Annotated in this window: 22 protein-coding genes; 3 read left to right on the plus strand and 19 right to left on the minus strand. The window is 43.5% G+C overall.

Translation table 11 applies throughout. The features are described from left to right. Positions 1-196: 196 nt before the first annotated feature. From ltrA to AC58P7_RS22400, 6 genes are all read right to left on the minus strand, one after another. Positions 197-1,471, minus strand: a complete 1,275-nt coding sequence (ltrA, locus tag AC58P7_RS22375) for a group II intron reverse transcriptase/maturase (RefSeq protein ID WP_497346788.1) — start codon at positions 1,469-1,471, stop codon at positions 197-199. Positions 1,472-1,567: 96 nt separating this feature from the next. Continuing rightward, positions 1,568-1,825 carry a hypothetical protein gene (locus AC58P7_RS22380; RefSeq protein ID WP_497346790.1) on the minus strand — a complete coding sequence of 86 codons (258 nt, stop codon included), beginning with the start codon at positions 1,823-1,825 and terminating at the stop codon, positions 1,568-1,570. 491 nt (positions 1,826-2,316) lie between these two features. After that, on the minus strand, positions 2,317-3,687 hold the full coding sequence (locus AC58P7_RS22385) for a GH1 family beta-glucosidase (RefSeq protein ID WP_497346791.1): 1,371 nt from the start codon (positions 3,685-3,687) through the stop codon (positions 2,317-2,319). 66 nt (positions 3,688-3,753) lie between these two features. Further along, positions 3,754-4,251: a VOC family protein gene (locus AC58P7_RS22390; protein ID WP_497346793.1), complete on the minus strand. Its 498-nt coding sequence runs from the start codon at positions 4,249-4,251 to the stop codon at positions 3,754-3,756. An 86-nt stretch (positions 4,252-4,337) separates the two neighbouring features. Next, positions 4,338-5,480, minus strand: coding sequence for a Gfo/Idh/MocA family protein (locus AC58P7_RS22395; RefSeq protein ID WP_497346795.1), 1,143 nt, complete (start codon positions 5,478-5,480; stop codon positions 4,338-4,340). Positions 5,481-5,592: 112 nt separating this feature from the next. After that, positions 5,593-6,792: a carbohydrate kinase family protein gene (locus AC58P7_RS22400; RefSeq protein ID WP_497346797.1), complete on the minus strand. Its 1,200-nt coding sequence runs from the start codon at positions 6,790-6,792 to the stop codon at positions 5,593-5,595. Between the two features lie 197 nt (positions 6,793-6,989). Between AC58P7_RS22400 and AC58P7_RS22405 the strand changes: the two genes are divergently transcribed. After that, entirely contained in the window at positions 6,990-7,925 is a 936-nt protein-coding gene (locus tag AC58P7_RS22405; protein WP_497346799.1) for an AraC family transcriptional regulator, read from the plus strand. Here the strand turns inward: AC58P7_RS22405 and AC58P7_RS22410 are convergent, their stop codons facing one another. From AC58P7_RS22410 to AC58P7_RS22465, 12 genes are all read right to left on the minus strand, one after another. Further along, positions 7,926-8,960 carry a TIM barrel protein gene (locus tag AC58P7_RS22410; protein WP_497346801.1) on the minus strand — a complete coding sequence of 345 codons (1,035 nt, stop codon included), beginning with the start codon at positions 8,958-8,960 and terminating at the stop codon, positions 7,926-7,928. Positions 8,961-9,169: 209 nt separating this feature from the next. Continuing rightward, positions 9,170-9,298: a hypothetical protein gene (locus tag AC58P7_RS22415; protein WP_497346803.1), complete on the minus strand. Its 129-nt coding sequence runs from the start codon at positions 9,296-9,298 to the stop codon at positions 9,170-9,172. Between the two features lie 25 nt (positions 9,299-9,323). Then, positions 9,324-10,196 (minus strand): sugar phosphate isomerase/epimerase family protein, encoded by an 873-nt coding sequence (locus AC58P7_RS22420; protein WP_497346805.1) that lies wholly within the window; start codon positions 10,194-10,196, stop codon positions 9,324-9,326. 44 nt (positions 10,197-10,240) lie between these two features. Further along, positions 10,241-10,402 carry a hypothetical protein gene (locus AC58P7_RS22425; protein WP_497346806.1) on the minus strand — a complete coding sequence of 54 codons (162 nt, stop codon included), beginning with the start codon at positions 10,400-10,402 and terminating at the stop codon, positions 10,241-10,243. Positions 10,403-10,574: 172 nt separating this feature from the next. After that, positions 10,575-10,766, minus strand: a complete 192-nt coding sequence (locus AC58P7_RS22430) for a heme-binding protein (RefSeq protein ID WP_497346808.1) — start codon at positions 10,764-10,766, stop codon at positions 10,575-10,577. Between the two features lies 1 nt (position 10,767). Further along, positions 10,768-11,052 carry a heme-binding protein gene (locus AC58P7_RS22435; protein ID WP_497346810.1) on the minus strand — a complete coding sequence of 95 codons (285 nt, stop codon included), beginning with the start codon at positions 11,050-11,052 and terminating at the stop codon, positions 10,768-10,770. Positions 11,053-11,772: 720 nt separating this feature from the next. Beyond that, a complete protein-coding gene (locus AC58P7_RS22440) occupies positions 11,773-13,284 on the minus strand; it encodes an ABC transporter substrate-binding protein (RefSeq protein ID WP_497346812.1) in 1,512 nt (503 codons plus the stop codon). A 64-nt stretch (positions 13,285-13,348) separates the two neighbouring features. Then, positions 13,349-14,233 (minus strand): carbohydrate ABC transporter permease, encoded by an 885-nt coding sequence (locus AC58P7_RS22445; RefSeq protein ID WP_497346814.1) that lies wholly within the window; start codon positions 14,231-14,233, stop codon positions 13,349-13,351. Between the two features lie 18 nt (positions 14,234-14,251). Further along, positions 14,252-15,163 carry an ABC transporter permease gene (locus AC58P7_RS22450; RefSeq protein ID WP_497346816.1) on the minus strand — a complete coding sequence of 304 codons (912 nt, stop codon included), beginning with the start codon at positions 15,161-15,163 and terminating at the stop codon, positions 14,252-14,254. A gap of 99 nt (positions 15,164-15,262) precedes the next feature. Next, positions 15,263-16,858: a response regulator transcription factor gene (locus AC58P7_RS22455; protein ID WP_497346818.1), complete on the minus strand. Its 1,596-nt coding sequence runs from the start codon at positions 16,856-16,858 to the stop codon at positions 15,263-15,265. Between the two features lie 17 nt (positions 16,859-16,875). Further along, on the minus strand, positions 16,876-18,612 hold the full coding sequence (locus AC58P7_RS22460) for a sensor histidine kinase (protein ID WP_497346820.1): 1,737 nt from the start codon (positions 18,610-18,612) through the stop codon (positions 16,876-16,878). Positions 18,613-18,757: 145 nt separating this feature from the next. Then, entirely contained in the window at positions 18,758-18,910 is a 153-nt protein-coding gene (locus tag AC58P7_RS22465; protein ID WP_497346901.1) for an AAA family ATPase, read from the minus strand. 32 nt (positions 18,911-18,942) lie between these two features. Here AC58P7_RS22465 and AC58P7_RS22470 point away from each other — a divergent pair, with 32 nt between their 5' ends. After that, the gene (locus AC58P7_RS22470; protein ID WP_497346903.1) at positions 18,943-19,041 is read left to right on the plus strand and encodes an AraC family transcriptional regulator; all 99 of its coding nucleotides are present in this window, start codon (positions 18,943-18,945) and stop codon (positions 19,039-19,041) included. Here the strand turns inward: AC58P7_RS22470 and AC58P7_RS22475 are convergent. Next, positions 19,017-19,538, minus strand: coding sequence for a hypothetical protein (locus tag AC58P7_RS22475; RefSeq protein WP_497346822.1), 522 nt, complete (start codon positions 19,536-19,538; stop codon positions 19,017-19,019). The two genes, AC58P7_RS22470 and AC58P7_RS22475, sit on opposite strands and share 25 nt — an antisense overlap. Positions 19,539-19,711: 173 nt before the next feature. Here AC58P7_RS22475 and AC58P7_RS22480 point away from each other — a divergent pair, with 173 nt between their 5' ends. Beyond that, the gene (locus AC58P7_RS22480; RefSeq protein WP_497346824.1) at positions 19,712-20,422 is read left to right on the plus strand and encodes a ThuA domain-containing protein; all 711 of its coding nucleotides are present in this window, start codon (positions 19,712-19,714) and stop codon (positions 20,420-20,422) included. Positions 20,423-20,492 lie beyond the last annotated feature (70 nt).

Below are 20,492 nucleotides of genomic sequence, written 5' to 3' on the forward strand. Positions count from 1 at the left end.
TTCAAAGTGAAGGACTCCACTTCCTTCCACAATTTTAATATCTATTGAAAGTAGGGTAAGACGGGGGATTACTCCCCCGGACTCCCCATCAAACCGTGCATGCGGATTTCCCGCACACGGCTTTCCTTCGTCAGTTCCCCATCTTCAGGAGTGAGTCATCTTCACCCGTCACCGGGCTGCATATTTCACAACTGAATTAGAAACGTGTGGTGAGTAAGTTTGTTAGAAATACCATTCCTGCCGATTCCAACTCTTTGTTTGGTATCAGCGAATTAGAAACCGTAGATTTCTTTTTACGCATAAAGGCTCGTACCCTCATGCGCGTCCATTCATCCAAACGTTGAATCTTGTTCTTTACATTCCCTATGCCGAAATAGTTACCAAAACCTCGAGCGACTTCATTTAGTTTCTTGAGCATTTCTTCAAGGTTCTTTCCTTGTTGTCTCCGGGTGATCTTACGGACTTTATCTTTGTACTTCTTCACTTTCGTGTTAGGTACAATGATATATCCCTTCCAGAAGTCGAATCCAAGAAAGCGAAATCCATCACTGAAATGTACAACCTTCGTTTTCTCAGGGTGCATTCGTAGTTGTAATTCGTTTTCCAGAATGGTCTTTGCCGCTAGGTATGCCTCTTCAGCCTGTTCCTTTGTTTTACATAGAATGACTGCATCATCCGCATACCTTACCACTGCAAAACCTCTCTCCTTCATCCCCCAGTCGAAATGGTTCAAGTACAAATTCGCAAGCAATGGCGACAAATTCCCGCCCTGTGGAGACCCGATTTCCGTTTCATGGAACTGATCATCTTCCATGAATCCCGCCGTCAGCCATCTGCGAATGAGCGTCAGTACTTTTCCGTCGGTGATACTCTCATGTACTTTCTCCATCAGTAATTCGTGTGGAATTTCATCGAAGAAAGACATAATGTCCAGGTCAACCACATATTCGTATCCGCCACGTTTCGCGCGTCGAATCGTATTCACCGCTTGGTGCGCCGAGTATCCTGCTCGAAAGCCAAAGCTATAATAGTAGAAGTCTTGCTCAAAAATCGGCTCGATGATCTGGCGTACTGCTTGCTGACATACGCGATCTCGGATTATAGGAATACCTAACGGTCTTAATTTCCCATTCTCCTTCTCAATGTAATGACGTCGCACAGGGTCAGGCTTGTACCGCCCTTGTTGCAATAACCTTTGGAGCTCCCTCAGGTTCATGTTCACATTCTTCTCGAACATGGCAATGCTTACGCCATCGATTCCGCCGCTTCCTTGATTCTTCCTCACGGATAGCCATGCTTCGTACAGATTTTCTATTTGGTACACTTTATCGATCAGGGAGCAATATCGTCGTTTCGGTTTCATTGGTGTTTCACCACCTTTACCGCTACTCACCAAGCTGGTCTTGTTTCCGCTACAGATGATCGATTCCTTGCTTGTTCCACGGGCGTAACAAATGCGTCTTAGACTCATTGTCAATCGCTCCTGTTGGTCCGCCGTTTACTCAGGTCGCCAGTAGTCCTTATCCGTTGGCGTTCTTCGCCATTGGCGGGACGCACCCACTTGGAGCTACTCTCGTTGGTTTAAGGCGCTTACGATCTCCACTCGCTTTAACTCACAGGCTTTGACGAAGCACGTTCCCTTTGCCTCTGTCTTCCCTCTTTTGAAGTGGAAGCAGGTTATGCGACTAAGATTTTTTTTTCTTCTCGCGCGCATACTCATCCGAGTTTTACCCTCCAGACTGTTACCAGCTTTCATCGGCTCAGACTTACTCGCTACTACGGAACGATCCGCCATCTCACAGCCCATCGATTCGGCTTTCCCCATTGGGTTATTCCTCCTCTACCTTGTCCGCGTTTGCGCCAAGGAAGCTACGAGACTTCCCTCAGTTATCTTCACATTCTGTTCCATCCATCCTGACCCTAATCACGTCGATGAGCCTTGCAGGTCATATCCCTTTGTTTGTTTTCCTACAAAGTATGCTGATTCGCATAGGTTTCCCCGTTTTTATGGCGGGTCACCCAACACCGCCGCCACCTCTGGTTCACCGCATTCCGGGCTGGACTTTGCCTGCAGGCCCTTCGGATTCCCCCTCACGAGAAACACCCTGCCAATCCTTCTCCTTTTGGAGGTAGGACCTCTGCTTCGGCTACGGCACTTTAAAGGGTAAAGTTACCGAGTGGATTTGAACCACTTAGATTGTGCGACTGTAAGGCGCACATTCAAAACGCCTGAAATCAATATTCAGGCGTTTATTAAATAAAAACTAACACTTATAAACATGCATTTTATTTGTTTTCTCTTTTGAAATTGTCAAACTATTCTCCGTTTACGGGTAGACCATTATTGTCGATGAGCTTTTGATACCAAAAAGCACTGTCTTTCCAAATTCTTTGCTGTGTGTCGAAATCTACATGGATCAGTCCGTATCTTCTGCTATAGGCGGCAGACCATTCATAATTATCCATTAATGACCATGCGTAAAATCCTCGTATGTCAGCCCCATCTTCGATCGCTTTGTGAGTCCATCTAAGGAACCCTTCGAAATATCGAATCCGTTCCAGATCATGGATGTGTCCATTCACAATCTCTTCACCACAGTTATATGTCCCATTTTCCGTAATATAGATTGGAATAGACAATCCATACTCGTTCTTGAGCAGCATAGCCGCATCGTATATTGCTTTCGGGTAAAACTCCGATCCGTTATCCAAGAAGTTTCCGCCGATAGGTTGCTCTCTCTTTCTTTGCATTGCCGGATCCGTCGATAAATTGGGATCGGTAGAGACTATGATCCGGCTATAGACGTTAAGGCCGTAGTAATCAATAGGCTGAGAGATAAGTTCCAAATCCCCCGATCGAATGTCAGGCAAGGTTCCTTCCCGTTCCATCTGACTCAAGATATATTCCGAGTAATGTCCTTGGAAAATCGGATCCAGGAAAAATTTGTGCCCGTTCTCGTCACCACGACGGACGAGTTCATGATCCTCCGGAACATCTCGGGCGGCATGCCTCTTCCATATATCAACTACAATCCCGATCTGCGAATCCTTCATGCCTTCTGCCCGGAAAGCCTTCACTCCTTCTCCGTGTGCCAGCATTGCGTGATGCAAAGCCGCCTTCGCGTCTTTCTCGCTTCTTCGGCCTGGGGCGAAGAAACCAAGTCCGTATCCGACATAAATTGCGATCGGTTCGTTCAATGTGGACCACATAGGAATCAAACCGTTGAATTCGCGGAACATAAGAGCGGCATATTCCGAATACCAGTCTTTAATATCCCGATTGGCCCATCCTCCCCGATCTTCCAGCGCCTGAGGCAGATCCCAATGATACAAAGTAGCATTCGGCCGGATGCCGTTTTCAAGCAGTTCATTAACCAATCTTTTATAAAAGTCGAGACCTTTAACATTCACCTTGCCTGTTCCTTCAGGAATCACGCGTGGCCATGAGAACGAGAATCGGTACGTATTGATGCCCAGTTTTTTCATATTGGCAATATCTTCGGGGTAGCGATTGTAATGATCGCATGCCACATTGCCTGGAATGTTATTCCATGTTTTACCGTTTTGCTGAGTGAAGGTATCCCAAATGGAAGGACCTTTACCCTCCATATTCCATGCACCTTCGATCTGATAGGCGCTACTTGCAGCCCCCCATTGAAAATCAGTAGGAAATTGAAGAAGTTTCATTTTACCGTTATCCTCCCTATAATTTATTAAATAACTTGTAAATCCGCTACGAGCTCTTTATTACAGCTATGCTAAATCGCCCGATGCTTTACCTTTGAGTTGTAAGGAATGCTCTGTATATTGCATCAATTCGATTTGGTTGCCGTCAGGATCTGCAATCCAAAGTTGATAGGTACCATCTATCCCCAGCATTATTTCCTTAACTATCGATACGCCGTTACCTTTCAATTCCTCGGCAGCTGCAAAAATATCTTCCACTTCAAGGCATAAATGATTGTATCCTAATCCGGTATCCTTATTCTTGACTAGCTCCACAATCTCGGGGTAGGAATAAAAAAGCTCGATGAATTGCCTATCGCTCACCTTCAAATAAATAAACCAAGGTTTCCCCTTCTGGTTTTTCAAGAATTCCAGAAATTCTCGTGGTATCCCCGATTCGTTTTTAAGTTCAGGTACATTCATTGAAAAATGCTCTTTTAATCCAAGACAATCACGATAGAAATGAAGCGATTTTTCCATATCCGATACAAAATATGCAACATGGCCGATGTTCTTGATATTCAAATTAAAATCCCCTTTCATAATCAAATATTATTAGAGTTCATTCAAAGACAGGTTATGTTAAGGATTGAATATCTCAGGAAATCGCTTTATAGCGCAATCGCTGTTTCTTCTTCTTTTGAAAGATACGATTTACCCAAATATCCCCTTGGGATCGGCGGCGTTTTTTCGAAGGTTGACTGCATAACATGGTTCTGTTTACTGCTTCCGCTTTTTACAATACCATGTAAGACTTCTAATGCATGGTATGCCATTTCCTTATTTGCACGATTAATACGTCCCTTCCGCAAAGACCAAGCCATTTCTGCAACACCTACACCTCTGCTTTCACTGCTGAAAGGATGAATTTGTTGCATGGTAAAGGGTTCGTTGTTCCCCTTCAGAGTGACACGCACCTCACTGCCGAATGTGTTTGGATCCGCCATATGGAGAATACCCTGCGTTCCAAATAATACAACACTTGGTTTTTCCGGAAGAAGCAAGATTGTACTTGAATCGAAATGAAGACTGCCGATGGCACCACTTTCGAATTGGAGTGTTCCCGCCAATAGAGTCTCGCACAACATTTCATATGTATCGCCGAATGCTTCAATACGATTGCGTTTACGCATCCTCTCCCAGGTTTGCGCAACGCCACTTACTTCACGGACAGGCCCCAGTATGCTTAAGAGCGCTGTTACATAGTAGATACCCACATCAAATCCAATGCCGCCTCCCGGTTGAGCGCAGTACGGGATCATTTCCGCAAAAAGATAGCTGTCACGATTCAGAACACAATAGCAGGATGTCACATCACCAATCATGCCGCTTTCGACAACATACCTTGCTGTCTGGATAGCCGAACCAAGGAAAGTATCCGGAGCAGCGCCCAGATATAAATTCTTCTCGTTGGCGATTGCTATCAGTTCTTCAGCTTCCTCCAATTCAAGGGTTAGCACCTTTTCCGTATAGACATGCTTGCCAGCCTCGAGCATCTGCTTGATCACTCCGTGATGAGCATGTGGCTGAGTCAGATTAACGACCAGTTCAATCGATTCATCCGCTATAATTTCGTCGATGGTCATCGCTTTAATGCCATACTTTTCTGCGGCTTTTTCAGCTTTGCTTGGATTTCGGTCACAGCAAGCGACAACCTCAAGAATTCGAAAATTTTCAATCATATTCTTCAGATATGCATCACTGATGTTTCCACACCCAATCGTAGCAATCTTTACTGGTTTAAAATTGTTCATATCCAATCTCCTCGTCTCCAACGACGTTTTTGTAAAATAAGATAGCCCAACCGGACTATGCAGCGAATTCTTGGTTAAATTGTAAGGTTCATCTCTTAAATCTAGATAACTCTTAATTATCCTTTGTCCAAATGCCATCGTTCACTACATAGTGCCATCCCGGCAGATCGAGCTTTACCTCCCGTTTCTCCCAGCCGGCCGCTATGCGTTCACTTACTTCCACCCATGCTGGGACACCGCTTGTCGCATCCGCTTGCTCCACATTACACGCTCCAACGCCAACCGCAGTTTGAAGCACCTCTTCGAGAGTCAGCCCCTTCAAAAGACCTACTAAAAAACCTGCAATCGTGCAATCCCCCGCCCCAGTCGTTCCTGAAACGTGAACTTTGAAACAAGGAGCCAGCAATTCGCGATCAATCCATCCATCTAATCTGTCAAGTGAAGGACTACATGCACCGATTGCAGCAATCCGATCGCGATCTGCTGTTGTCCTAACATACAAGCCGTACTCTCCCAATTTGAACGCTACTATTGCCACTCCCATATCGAGCAGTTCTTGCGAAAGCAGGGTAAGGAGTCCCCCATCAGCGAAAGGCAGCAGATCACTCGTTTGATGAATTTGGGCTAATTCTTCATAGAGCTCTGGCTTGAGCATGAATAAAATCTCTTCAAAGCTCGGCAGAAACACATCGACATATGGTAGAGCATTTTCCAAGATACAGCGCCAATTCGCCTTGCCGGCAGGCGATTCCAGGTCCGGCCTGGCCATATCGAGCGAAACCGTCTGCCCCTGCGATTTAACGTGGGACAAGAGACGGATTAATTCTTCTCCACTTTTCTCGTACATTCTCCGCATCAAGGGAGGATAGCCGAAATGGAACAGTCGTGCCCCTTTTAGTTCTAAAGTCCGGACGTCCTCTGCAGCAAACGTATCGTTCGCCCCCGTACAGTGAAGAAAGATCCGGTCCACCCCTGGCATGCTGATGACTACTGAATACGAGCTACTCTCACCACTCGCAACTATCATCCCCTTCACCAGATCGTCCCCGTACCGGCCCAGTACGTCAAGAATTGCTCTGCCGAACAGATCCTCCCCGATTTTGCCCATGAGCTTGGTTTGGATGCCCAAGCGATGCAGCGCCAATCCCGTATTAGAAACAGCGCCTCCGGTGGAAATCAGCGAATGCCCTATATCGACCAACTTACCCGGAACGAGAAGTGCATTCATCCCTTCCCTCTCTTCTTGGATCACCGGAATTATATCGAGACAGATGTGCCCAGCCACAATGACCTCCGCAGTTCGCTCATTCAACTCAATCCCTCCAGTCGATGCTGTCATTGAAACATTTGTCTTGTGTACTGAACATTCGGATTAGACGCGGCTTTCCGAACATTGAATCTCCTCCTCATTGTGTTTGAGCTTAGAGCTATGCTAAACTAATTGTGAAATACTTCAAAATCCTCTACATAACCGCTTTTTCCCTCATTAAACTTAATGGATGGTTAACCATGAATAATGAATTTGAAATCATCACACATCCAAAAATCAAACATTTGAATACTTTTCTTGTGAATTTATCCTATCGCAATTCTCATCTACACAATGATTTTGAAATTTGTTTAATATTGGATGGAAGTTTGTCAGTTTACACTAAAAAGGAAATGTATAACCTTTCAAAAAATTCTATTATTTTATTCAATCCCGTTCAGCCCCATGAGCTACGCGCTCGGGATGGAAGCGCATTAATTTTGTCGATCCAAGTTTCACAAACCTTCTGTTCCGCATATTTCCCGCAATTAACAAATATTTTATTTGATTTCATATTTATTTCCGACTTTCTCGGTAATAAAGAATGTAATCTACTTTTGTCCATACTTCTTGAGATTTCCTACTTCTACTTTAATAAAGATTTCGGGTATGAATTTAAGTGTATAAGCTCACTTAACAATCTGTTCTTCTACCTGTTGAAATTCGTCCCTTATCATTTAGTCAGTGATGAAGAACGTACGAGAAACACAAGTCGCTTACATCGGATGAACCGGGTTATAAGCTATGTTGAAGAAAACTATTCAAGTAAACTACTTCTTTCAACAATCGCGGAACATGAAAATCTGTCACTTTCATACCTATCTCATTTCTTTAAAGAGAATCTAAACATGACGTTTCAGGAGTTTTTAAATCAAGTCCGTTTCGAAAAAGCAAAACAGCTTATCGTGCAAACGGATATGAAATTTATTGATATTTGTTTGGAAAGCGGATTTTCGGATACTCGTTATCTCAACCAAATGTTTATAAAACACTTCGGTTGCACCCCAAAACAATACCGGAATCGAATGGATCTGGGGAATACGGAACCAACTCTTGTAAACTTAACTAGTAATCAAAAATTCTTTACTGATATTGAAAGTTTAGAGATTATCAAAGAGTTTTATAGGATTGATTGACTATTCGATTCCCATCAATAGATTCATGACATACATTTCGAGGCCTTCAAAATCTCGGGACGCTACACATTTTTTCTGAAATTCGTAATTAAATTTTTTAACCTTTGCTTCCAAGGCTTTTACAATGTTCAAGCTGTTTTCCAAATGCTTATAACTGTCCTTATCGGATGTGGTACGCATTGCCTTTACATCCAAACCGACATACTCGCCATTGGATCCATAATTGTTTTCAATCAATACCTTAATCTGATTAAATGCCTGCCGGAGATTTTCCACACCGAAGCTTTTATCTTGGTCAAATTTGAGCCCATTTTGGTCATTCAAATGCACACCCCATAATTTTCCCATCGCTAATGCAAATCCGATTTCATGGGAGGGGTCAAGACCGGCCAGAATAGCGTGAGCAGATTCCAATAAACCGCCTACTCTAGAAGGATCAATCGTAGCAGCGGAAACAGCCAGTACATGACCCATGGTACCGCAAATACTTCGATCTATTGGTTCATTTGGTTTTGGCTCAATCAGGATTTTAATATGGGAATCATACTGAAGCATTTTGTTGATGGAATCCACCAACTGTTTGGTTGCATCTACCGGGCTCTTGCTTTCTGCACAAAGAGTTCCTTCCCTTGCTAACCACAACACAATTTTATCGCAACCCAGCTCATTCGCGATATCGATGGCACGACAGGATCTCCACATCGCGAAAGCTCTATCTTTCTCCGAAGTGGACATGAATCCGCCGTCAACTGTGTGCGGGTCCATCCATAATCTTGGTGCAACAAACTCAGCAACCAAATTATATTTGTCTAAAAGCGCTCTCAATTTTCTTGCTTCAGCTTTAATTTCTTCATCCGTCAGGTCGTTCATGTTCGGCACCGCATCATCGTCATGAAATTGAATCGCACTAAAACCCATTTCTGCAAAAGTTTTGAGTTTTTCTTCAAAAGCAATGGGGTTTCTTGTCGCGGGTCCGTAAGTATCAGCACCCTCATGAACGTTCCAAGGACCTACCGAAAATTTAAATTGCGACACGTATTCCAGCTCCTTTTATTATGACCTTACATTTAATTTATTATATTTGCTCGAAACCATCCTGCACAGTTTTACGATTTTCAAACTACAGTTTTGCTATTTTCTGTTGGAGAAAGATTCAGATAAAACCAGATACTCATAGACAATATGAAAATGCCTTACACCTCAACATTTTCATAAAAAATCTTTCACTCCCCTTGGTAAGGCAATTAGCCCAACTCAAACATTCCGTCCAATAATTTTCCAGCGTCGCCCCCCATAATCATAGAAGGAATAGCAGTACCAAACAGAATTCTAGCTATCGGTTTATTCACAAAAGGTATCTCCGTATATTTCATCTGATATAATCTCCTTTTCCCTGCACTAATATAGCGAATTTAAATATGAAATAGCATTACGAAGGTTTTCTTCGTGATATAACCATTCCTCTCCTAAGGGAGAATATTCTACAGTGAAATAACCTTCATATCCGTTACTTTTTGTATGAGAAAGTAAAGTTTTGAAATCCAATAAGCCTTTTCCATGAAGTGCACCTGTCATCTTGGTTCCATCCATACTAACATCCAAATGAGGATGTTCGTCTGTAACTACCCGCATATCTTTTAAATGAATATGCTCAGTACGGTTTGCGAAAGTATCATAATATTGAACTGGATCCTCATTAACAAGTAACATATTGCCACTATCATAGACAACTTTAAGATTGGGCACGTTGTCTAGAACATAGTGTAGTTCTTCCGTCGTACAGAGCGGAATTTGTAAATTCGGAGTATCCTCAATAACGATATGAATTTGCTTCTTAGTTGCATATTCAACGATAGGTATCCAATGCTTTATTAATTGATTAGCTAAATCCTTACGACTGTAATTCAGAATATTCTCATGTACTGTTGGAACCATCATCACAATGTTGGTCCCTAATGCTATACCAATGTCAATTGCCGCTATCCCTTCAGTAACCGCCCTAACACCTTCAACATCATCTAGTGTTGTGAACTGTCCAAAATGAATATAACTGCTTACTTTAAGATGATTTTTGGTTACTATTTCTTTTACTTTTTCAATTCCCAACAATTCAATTTCAAATAACGCAATTTCAACTGCTTCAAACCCCACCTTGTGTGTCATGGCCATTACATCATCATACTCTTTTGCGGCTTCTTCCATACTTCCACCACTCTGAAGCTTGCGTTTGATTCCTACTATTAAACTAATTGTCATTAAACTAAGTTTCATTCGATTCTATCTCCCTATTAAAATCAAGTTATTTAATCCAGTTGTCATACAATAGTAAGCTTGATGTCAGTGGACTTCATACCCTTTGCATTTGATTTGACTACAATAATCCCTGATTTACCTTCCGTTTCTAAGCCTTGATCGTCCAACAATTTTTTCAATTCCTTCGCTCGGGCTTTAATTTGAGCTTCAGATAATTCATTCATATCCGTAACTGCATCATCATCGTGAAATCGAATGCCCCTGCTCCAGTTGTGCTGAATTCTTTCTGGATATTGAAACTAGTCTTGCTTGACCTGAGTTCATAATTATTGGTATGTTTCGTTGCCGACCACCAGCCAACTCCGATAACATCAATTCAATTTTTATCATTCACCGTTATTCCAACCCTTGGGACAAATATTCTCTCAATACTTTAATCAAAAGCGCATGATCCTCTCCAGCACTCAGACCGGATAAAGTAATTGTCCCGACTACACCGACTCCTCGAATAATCAGCGGGAATGCTCCATCTGCTGCTGCATAATCTATGGGTGATCCTCCAAAGAGATCAAAATCTTTTCCGATCATTTCAAGAACGGAACTCACATAATGGGAACTGTGTCCGAAACGGTCGACTACTATTTTTACGCCGAATCCATTCAGCATTGTCTGGTGATGTTCCATCCATAGCAAAATGAAAAATTCGATGCCTATTGCGCACAATATCAACGGTAATAGATTTACCGATAGACCGAGCTTCGTTTATTATTTTTTGTCCGATAATCATGGCCGTCTCATTACTGAAATGAGCAAATTGTATTTCTGTTTCCTGTCTAAGAAGTTCTCCAATTGTTTCTTCCGGATTATTTGTCATGTTATCTAACCCCTCCCTTATTCATTAGCTTCTCAATTCCAAATAACAAAAGTTCCTCGTCAGTCAACTCAATATGCAAAGCATTTATGTTAGCTTTCATTCGTTCAGTGCTGTTTGTGCCGCAGATGATACACATTCATTGGCTGATGAAGATCCAAGCCATTGTTAACTGTGATACACCGCATCCTTCCTTAACTGAAATCGCTTCCAATCTACGCGACCGCTCGAAGTTTTCAGTGAATCAATAGCTTGAAACGCTGAACCATCTAATATTTACTTAGCATTATTCGGTTCATCACATCTCACTTTGCCCGATAAACCTCTTCCCAGACTAGAATAAGCAATGACAGGCATTTTGTCATCTATATACCATTTTCTTGCTTCTTCAATTCAAGGTCCTGCGATGGATATACATCCGCCTCCCCAAGGATCTCTTATTGGTCTGTAAGTGATAAGTAAGGGCTTGATACAGAGAGTGGAATTAAATTATTATATGCATATCCATTCGCTTCAGCAATACGTTGATGTACCAATTAGAGCCATCGTTTCCTCCCCATCCCCTTTTGTTTGTACGAGCCAGTAATTGATGTTGTCTTTTATATTACATGCGCCTAACATTCATGTTCCGACCTCTTGTTATCCAGAATCCAACATTTGTTTCAAATAAAAGGAGCGTTCCGGCGAATTGCCGAAACGCTCTCTATCATAATCAGTCCGCTACTACCTCTTGGACCACTCATCGAATTGCTTCTGTTTTTCCGCAATAATTTTCTCGAGACCTGCAGCCTTGAGCGCTTTATTAAACTCGCCCAGTTTCTCGGGACTTACCATACCGGTTTCTAGCCCGATCCGATACTGGTTGGTTACGTTCGTGACCGCAGCGACCTCTGTCTTCACCGATTGCGGATCGTAGGAGAAGCCAAGAGCTGGAGATTTAACCGAGTTTGCATTGAATTCTCTATACTTATCCCACAATTTCGTGTCATTACCTTCCGCCACATAAGCCAGGAAGTTGTTCCCCACAGCCCATTGATTAAATACCCAACCGACTTCGGATACACCAGCCGGTTTGCCGGCAGTACCGTCGCCTTTCACCTCGTAATGCTTTCCTTTAATCCCGTAATCAATCAAATTGATGATGTCTTTATCGGTATACATCAGGTTCATCAATTGCATCGCTTTATCCGGATTTTGGCTATTTTTAGCAATTGACATCATAAAAGATGCGACGTTAATCGTTCCGGTAATCGGCTTTGTTAGACGTACGGCAACCATCTCTTTGCCGATCGCTATCGTTTGCTCTTTTTCAAACCCCGGGTTTATATTGGTAAGATAGCTAAAGGCTTTGCCAGACTTTATGATTGTTGCGCCTGTTTGCTGTGAAGTAGCAGCATCTTTACTCATATAACCAGATTGATACCATTTGTTCACCAGGTTAACGGAGCTTACGTATTCCGGCGTCTCGAACACGTTAATGAGTTTCTTGTCCTTGGATGTCATCGGAATGACACCGAAGCTGTCACCAAGAAAATCTACTTTATCATTCATCATCACACTTACCGGCGTATTTCCAGCACCCGCATTTACCAATGGCGTTATTCCAGGTTCATTATCCTTGATCGTTTTGAAGATAGGCTCTAGGTCTTCATAGGTTTTCACTTTCGTCAGATCGATGTTGTATTTATCCACCAAATCCTTACGCATCAAAAGACCGTATTCGGCGGCAAAATCACGGATACTCGGGACACCATAAATTTTTCCGCTTATACGTGTTGCATTAAGGACATCTTCACCAACAACATCTTTAATGCCCTGTCCTTGCTTCACCAAGAGATCATCCAACGCTACAAGCTGCCCCTTGGATGCTTGGGTACCATAGCCGAAGAATGGCGTGGATACGAACAGATCAAGCTTCTCATTGCTTGCCAGCATCAGGTTGACTTGTTGGGCGTAATTAGAGAAGCCGAATGTCGTAAGCTTAACGGTGGCATTGATCTTCTCTTTCGTAATCTTGCTGATGGCCTCTTCAATTAGCGGCATATCTGTTGCATTCGTAGGCGGCCACAGAACGACGTTCAATTCAGTAGGCCGTTCTGTCGCAGTTTGTGTACCTTTGCTTGCGCTGCCTGGCGCTGGACTGCTGCCGCCGGACGAAGAGCATGCAGTGAAGAGCAAGGACAGAATGGAAATACTACCGATGAGAGCCGAAAGCTTTCTCTTGTTTCTTTTCATGTAAGGCTACCCCCTATTAAATTTGTTATCTATGTCTACCGAATCGTGAAATTCGGAATAGACCTTACCCTTTCACCGCACCAAGAGCCAGTCCGCCAACCAGATATCTTTGAAAAAACGGATAGGCAAAGGCAATCGGAAGAAAACCGATTGTACCCATGGCCATACGAATGGATTCTATTGGCACATTAGCACTGGTCGACGAAGAATGTCCTCCCATACTGTTCTGTTGAAGGAATTGTGCGTCGCTTAGCGTCTTGTTCAACAGATTTTGCATGCTGAAAAGCTTGGGATCCGTCAGGTATAACAAGCCGTTATTCCAGTCATTCCAGTAAAAAATCAACATCGTTAACCCGGCAGTTCCCAGCACAGGCAAGGAAAGCGGAAGGACAATCCCCCAGAAGATTCGGAATTCACTCGCTCCGTCAATATAAGCGGATTCAATTACTGGAGTCGGCACGGAGAAGCTGAAAAATGTCCGAATCATGAAAATGATAAATCCGTTTGTCAAAAGTCCCGGCACGATTAAGGCGAAAATGGTATTTTTGATATCAAACACCTGAGTATAAACGAGATAGGTGGATACGAGCCCGCCGTTAAACAGCATGCTGAAAAACACGATGAAGCTAATGGCACCACGATGCGGCATATCATTTCTGGATAACGGGTAAGCGATCAAAGCGGAGATGAAAAGCCCTACAGCCGTACCCACAAGGGTTACGAATATCGTAATTCCGTAGGAACGGAGGATTTCTTGCGATTTTGACACCAAGTAGGAATAAGCATCAAAGTTAATTTGATCTGGAAGTAGAGAATATCCGTTCTTAATTAGACTCTCATCACTCGTTAACGATGCCATGACTAACAATAGAAATGGGAATAAACAGGCTATACCGGCCAGAATAAAAGCTCCGTTTACCAAAAATTGATTCAATCGATTTGCAGCCATTCGAAAACCCCCTCCTATTTAAAACAATGCTTGCTCACGGTTACGTCTTGAGACGATAAAGTTCGCAATAATGACCAGAACAAACCCGACAAATGACTGATAAAGTGCAGCAGCTGAGGACATTCCGTAATCGCTTAAAGTCATCAAACCGCGGAATACGTATGTATCAATGGTGTCGGTCGTCGGTTGAAGCGGACCGGAATTTAGTGGCACCTGGTAGAACAACCCGAAATCGGAATAGAAAATCCGTCCTATGGCTAGTAACGTCATGAGTGTGATAACCGGCATGATCAAGGGAACGGTGATTGTGCGAATTTGCTGCCATCGGCTCGCGCCGTCGATTGTCGCGGCTTCGTAATATTCCCGGTCGATGCCAATGACGGCCGCAAAGAAGATGATGCTCGAATAGCCGACGCCCTTCCATAAATTAACTAAGGTAAGGATGTAAGGCCAATATTTCGGTTCACTGTACCAGGAAACAGGCTCTAGGCCGAAAAATGGAAGGATGTGACGGTTCAAAAATCCGTTCTCTACATCCAGGAACGAGAGTGCAAGATAAGCCACAATAACCATGGAAATAAGAAACGGCAGAAGCAGGACGGCTTGATAGAGCCGCTTCATAAATTGACTTTTGACCTCGTTAAGCAAAATAGCTACGCCTACCGCAACAAGGGTGCCCAGAATAATAAAGATGCCATTATAGAGCAGCGTATTGCGGGTAATGACGTAAGCATCTTTGGTAGCGAACAGGTATTCAAAATTTTTGAATCCGATCCATGAGCTGTCTAAAAACCAATTGTCATGGGCAAAATTGATGTCTTTAAAGGCGATGATGATGCCAAACATCGGCAAATAGTTATTGATAAGTAGATAGACAAGAGCGGGAACTGTCATCAGCAGAAGCGCCCGGTAGCGCAGATATCGTTTCATCATGGTTCCTCATTTCCTTTAGTGAATAGTGGTCCGGTTGATTGTCTTTATTCTACGCTGTCTGCTTATGCTGTTTCCGACCTCTTGTTATTGCATTGCCTACCTCTCTCCTTGACCTTGTTCCTTCTGAGTCCTGTATTCATTCGGAGTAACACAGAGATTCTTTCGGAATGTGCTTGAAAAATGAGCAAAGTTCTGGAACCCTGAACGCTTCGCCACAAGCCCTACAGGCAAATCAGTATTCGCGAGCAGATCCTTTGCCAGTGATAATCGTTCCGAAAGAAGTAATTCCGACAGGGTCATTCCCGTCTCTTTCTTGACCAACCGGGTCAAATAATCGGGATTCAAATAGACGTGGCCTGCAATATCATCCCGGTTAATATCCTGATCTAGGTTGAATGCGATGAAACGTTTGACCTTGACGATGATCGTATTCGATTCCTCGAATAAGTGCTCGATCAGCTTCGGTATGATGGCGCCAATCCATGAGATCATGTCCGTTACAGAACGAAGAGGATCGTCTATGTGCTGCTGCCATGCGCTTTCCTTGAAAAGCTGACGGGCTTGAATCCCCTTGCTTGCAAGTAACGAATAAACCAACTGAAGAAAATCCTGATGGAAGCCTTGCAAAAAGTTGGAATCCACCCCTGGCCTTTTGGACAACTGCACAAGATATTGCGAAGCTGATTCCAGAACAGCTTCCTTCTTGCCTTCACTAAGCAGAGTTGACCACAGCCTCATATCCGGATGAGGAAGCTCCAACGTCGTCTGGAACTTGTCCCCCATGAAAAAAACTTTATTCTCGTAAGCAACATTCGTATTATCCAGACGTTCCAGATAATCTGCCGTATCGGGCAAAGCTTGAAGTTCTACGTCGCCGCTTACATAGCAAGCAATATCACAATAAAAATACTTGTTACAGGAAGCGATATAACGGTTAAGGACTTCATGAAGATGATCCTGATCCGCCTTCTTGTCGTTTCTGGTTAGAAAAATGGCAGATAAAGAGCCGCGGCCACCTGAAATGAGATGTACCTCATACTCATTTCCTTTCAAAAGCTCCTCGGCGGCATTCCTTAAGGCAAATTCTATGATTTTCTCTTCGCGGAGTGTCAACGTCTTCCGCCATCTTCTTACCTTAATCAAGATATGGGTAACTCGAGTATGGTCTCCCAAATAAACGTTTCGTTCCTCCGCTTCTTTGCGGATCGCTTCTTCATGAGGCGGAATGTTTCGGCTAATCAAATCCTGCCAAAAGCGCTCGAACAATTGTGGCTGCTGCTTCTGCCAGAAGCTTCTGTCCTTCATCATTGCGGTATTGGCCTTTATTTTATCTAACATCTTGACAATGACAGGCTCCAAATCCTGTGCGAATACAGGTTTCAGGAGATAATCCATGCTGCCCAGTCTTATCGCTTGCTTGGAGAAATTGAAATCCGCATGACAGGTCAAGAACACGCACTCCGTCTGTGGGAAATTCTCTCGAACCCACGCTAATAGCTCCAGGCCGCTGCCCTGCGGCATCTCGATATCGCTGAGCATCATATCAATCGGGTGTTCTTGAAAAATGTCCTGTGCCTGCTTCATGTTCTGTGCAGTATGGATATGTTCGATTTCAAACTGGCTCCACTCTAATAAAGAGCTAACCCTCCTGATGGCCGAGGCTTCGTCATCCACAATAAGCAGTTGAAACATCACGCATCCCTCATTTCTTAAGCATTTAATGGCAAAACGATCTGAACCAATGCCCCATTTGGAGTTGCATTGGCATACTGTATGGTTGCTCTTCCTTCATAAAGTAAACGAAGGCGGTTCTGTACGTTCCAAATGCCGATATGCTCACCTAGTTCATCTGCAATTTTGACGCCGACCTGAAGCTTCTCCAATATTTCCTGTGAGAAACCTTTCCCCGTATCACGAATCGTGATACGCAAGGATGTCTCGCTTACGCCTAAGACAAAATCAATCGTAACGAATATGGTTATCGTTTGGTCCAGTGACATGGCATGCTTGATTGAGTTCTCGATAAAGGTTTGAATCACCAAGGGAGGCACGGGTGTAGGCAGCAGTATTTCCGGTGCATCCAGCTCGTAGAGCAAACTTGTTGGATACCGAAGCTGCTGAATGCGAATATAATTGCGAACGTGCTCCAGCTCATCCCGTAACGGGACGAACGACAAATTGCTTCGAAACATAAATCGGAAATATCGAATCAGGCTAACGGCCATCTCCCCAATCAATTCGTGTTTTCGCTCTTGGGAGAAATCGAAGATGACATTTAACGAATTCAAGAAAAAATGCGGATTGATTTGCAATTGCAAGTGCTGAAGCTCGGCCTTCTGCTTGTCGATCCGCTCCTCGTAGACGCTGATTTTCAGCTCTTCGATCTGAGACATCATTTCGTTAAAAGTCCGGTTCATCAGCATGAATTCGTCAGATGCCCGGAGAATCGGAATCCGGAGATTGACATTCCCGTCCGCTACTCGTTTCATTACTTTAACAATTCGATTGATTGGAAGCATCACGGTTTTGCGGAGAAAGAGGAAGAACGCCGGTAGCATCACAATCCCGCTGATTAGGATGAGGTAAATGATCTTGTTCAAATATGGAAGGTTCTCCAGAATCGCCTTGTCGGGAATGACCGCAACCAGACTGAAGTCTCCCATTAGTGAATGCTCCCCTAATACAAGATAATCGTTCTTTTTCCCCGACATATAATAGTTCCCCAGGTCGGTTTTGCTTAAATCAACTTCATTCTGCTCAACCAGCTCGACATTACCCATAGGTTGTCCCAGACCGGTTGCCAGCATGGCGGCGCCTTCCTTGCCGATATGAATAAATGTCAAAGGCATCAATAGTGTCTCCGCTTTGACCCAAGCGCCGATATAGGTATTTCCCGATCGAAGCACACGAAACAAATAATATTCTTGGCCGATTTGGTGGGCGTACCATTGGCTTGATCTATTCGTTGACTCGGTCAAGCTTTCCTCGAGATAAGCTCGGATGGTATCCAATCTTTCCTGCGGTTCTTCGGAATCCTTCTCCCTGTTTGCGCTGATCCATTCCTTGTGCGGCAGCGAATAGACGAACAGGGAGTCAATCGATTTATAGTTGTCGATGTTCTTGACAAGTTTATTGAACAAATTTATTTTGGAAAGCGCGTAATCATCTGCCTTCGTCCCCGGATTCTCCATGATGTCCAAATTGATATCGCTAGTAGCAAGCGACAGCAAGTATTGATCGGTCTCCTCCAAACCATCGTCTATTAATTGAATGTATAGTGACAGCATGTTGTTATTAGAGTCAGCCACCTGGCCGTGGACAACGTTTATCGCATTCATATTGATGTAGATCAATAGAGCCAGTAACGGGACAATGACCGAAATGACTCCAATCGAAAGCTTAAACCAGATTGAGTTTCTGGGTATGCGAAAGATGCTTAAATTCATTGGACTACCCCCAGCTTCATGATTGCGAAATTGATAAACTTACCCACTATTCATTATAATTGACTGATTTTCTCAATCCAGACCAGTTTGTATTAATTTTACGACTTTAGCTATGAGAAATAATTTAGCCTCTAACGGTACCTTCCTAAGGGTACAACGAACTCAATGTTATAAACGTTTTTTCCCCTTCACTAAGTGTTTCGTTAGCTTCTTCCTCATTTTCTCGTATTATCTTGTAATTTCCTTCTCCAAGGGCAGTAGCGAGTGCAAAGTTTCTGAAACCAAAACTCTTTAATATTCTTAGAGCAAACCGACCTTAAAATTGCTGATATCAGCAGCAAACTAGGCTTTCATACTTCTCACCATTTCATCAAAAAATTCAAGAAACATATCGGGTATACTCCTCATGAGTATAGAAATAGAAGGTAGACTACAACTAGGCTAAAATCTTTCGTGCAAAAAAAAGAAAATCGGGCGCCCTGTTCCGCCTCTATGAAGAATGCTTCATTTTTGCTGCTCAGCACATATCCCCGCTCCGCACCGGAATAGCGCATTGCCACAGCAAGGAACTGACTCATCAGCTCTCGACTCGCTGAACTGGACCACTCCTCCATTTGGTGAATGTCCTGTTTACCTTTGTCCGGCAAGACTACCCCCTCAAGCGCACCTTCACCTTGGAAGCTTTCTTCGGTCGGATGTTGCTCTGGTTTTGTGCCGATCCCTGCTTCTGCGGCCGCAGCAGCAAAATCTTCGTACGCTGCGGATGCGGAAAGAGGCAGCAGCCCAGGGTAAGACGCCCTCAATCGGTCCACTTTGGCAGCAACCCCCCATTGCCCATAAGCGGAGCAAGCATCCGTCAATAATGCATCCGCCGCCGTAACGATACTTGCTTCTCTATAGTAAAGCGAAGCACGTTCGCAAGCCAACACAACTGACAGTACTGACGGAATGATTGGCAAAACCAGCCTTCATGGGAATTCTCTTGCACGAATATTTTTGTCTAATGGCCTCTCCAAAGATATTTTTTTGTCAATTCACTTCGTATATACATAAAATGTCTATGCAATGATTATGTAGGATCTACGGAGGAATAATCATAATGAAAAATACTTCTTTAATTATAAACGTAAGATCCCAATCACCCCGACATGATAATAGTAAGCAAAAAAATGCGTTAATTTTACAAGGAGGGTATCAACCGCATAGACCGAAAGAAGTTGCCGAGATTCTCGCAGGATTATTGCGGCAAGAAAACTTTGAGGTGGAAATTTCGGATACCTTGGATAGTTTGCTTGACCGAGAGAAATTAATGCAGACGGATTTGATAATTCCCGATTGGACCCTAGGAACGATCACGAAAGAGCAGCTGCGTTCCTTCCTTGATGCTGTCAGCAATGGAACTGGTGTAGCCGGGATGCACGGAGGTATGGGAGACGCGTTTCGCTGTGAGATCGAGTACCAGCTCATGGTAGGCGGACATTTTGCAGCTCATCCTGGAGGGGCAGGAATCACCTATCAGGTCAAGATTAGGAATCGGGATCACCCAATAATGGCAGGAATTCGGGATTTCACGGTTACTTCCGAGCAATACTACATGCTTGTTGATCCGGCCAACGAAGTTCTTGCAACCACCAATTTCAAGGTGCATCCACCAGAGGTTTGGAGAGAAGTGGCCATGCCTGTAGTCTGGACAAAAAAATACGGAAGAGGACGGGTTTTTTATTGTTCTTTAGGACACTCTTTGGACATTGTAACCATGCCTGAAGTCCTGACGATGATGAGACGTGGAATGGTTTGGGCTGCCAGATGAATTCTCTGCTTATAAAAAACCTGAAATAAAAGCATAGTTCCTAAATAAACCATATATATTTTTATATAAT

This window comes from Paenibacillus sp. J22FR5, assembly GCF_059691975.1.

Excerpts from the sequence above, each read along its gene's own strand:
- AC58P7_RS22430 (WP_497346808.1), bottom strand. The coding sequence starts at position 10,766 with ATGATCGGAAAAGATTTTGATCTCTTTGGAGGATCACCCATAGATTAT.
- AC58P7_RS22380 (WP_497346790.1), bottom strand. The coding sequence starts at position 1,825 with ATGGGGAAAGCCGAATCGATGGGCTGTGAGATGGCGGATCGTTCCGTA.
- AC58P7_RS22415 (WP_497346803.1), bottom strand. The coding sequence starts at position 9,298 with ATGAAATATACGGAGATACCTTTTGTGAATAAACCGATAGCTAGAATT.
- AC58P7_RS22450 (WP_497346816.1), bottom strand. The coding sequence starts at position 15,163 with ATGAAACGATATCTGCGCTACCGGGCGCTTCTGCTGATGACAGTTCCC.
- AC58P7_RS22455 (WP_497346818.1), bottom strand. The coding sequence starts at position 16,858 with ATGTTTCAACTGCTTATTGTGGATGACGAAGCCTCGGCCATCAGGAGG.
- AC58P7_RS22395 (WP_497346795.1), bottom strand. The coding sequence starts at position 5,480 with ATGAACAATTTTAAACCAGTAAAGATTGCTACGATTGGGTGTGGAAAC.
- AC58P7_RS22460 (WP_497346820.1), bottom strand. The coding sequence starts at position 18,612 with ATGAATTTAAGCATCTTTCGCATACCCAGAAACTCAATCTGGTTTAAG.
- AC58P7_RS22425 (WP_497346806.1), bottom strand. The coding sequence starts at position 10,402 with ATGAATGAATTATCTGAAGCTCAAATTAAAGCCCGAGCGAAGGAATTG.
- AC58P7_RS22435 (WP_497346810.1), bottom strand. The coding sequence starts at position 11,052 with ATGACAAATAATCCGGAAGAAACAATTGGAGAACTTCTTAGACAGGAA.
- AC58P7_RS22420 (WP_497346805.1), bottom strand. The coding sequence starts at position 10,196 with ATGAAACTTAGTTTAATGACAATTAGTTTAATAGTAGGAATCAAACGC.
- AC58P7_RS22440 (WP_497346812.1), bottom strand. The coding sequence starts at position 13,284 with ATGAAAAGAAACAAGAGAAAGCTTTCGGCTCTCATCGGTAGTATTTCC.
- AC58P7_RS22480 (WP_497346824.1), top strand. The coding sequence starts at position 19,712 with ATGAAAAATACTTCTTTAATTATAAACGTAAGATCCCAATCACCCCGA.
- AC58P7_RS22405 (WP_497346799.1), top strand. The coding sequence starts at position 6,990 with ATGAATAATGAATTTGAAATCATCACACATCCAAAAATCAAACATTTG.
- AC58P7_RS22445 (WP_497346814.1), bottom strand. The coding sequence starts at position 14,233 with ATGGCTGCAAATCGATTGAATCAATTTTTGGTAAACGGAGCTTTTATT.
- AC58P7_RS22385 (WP_497346791.1), bottom strand. The coding sequence starts at position 3,687 with ATGAAACTTCTTCAATTTCCTACTGATTTTCAATGGGGGGCTGCAAGT.
- ltrA (WP_497346788.1), bottom strand. The coding sequence starts at position 1,471 with ATGAGTCTAAGACGCATTTGTTACGCCCGTGGAACAAGCAAGGAATCG.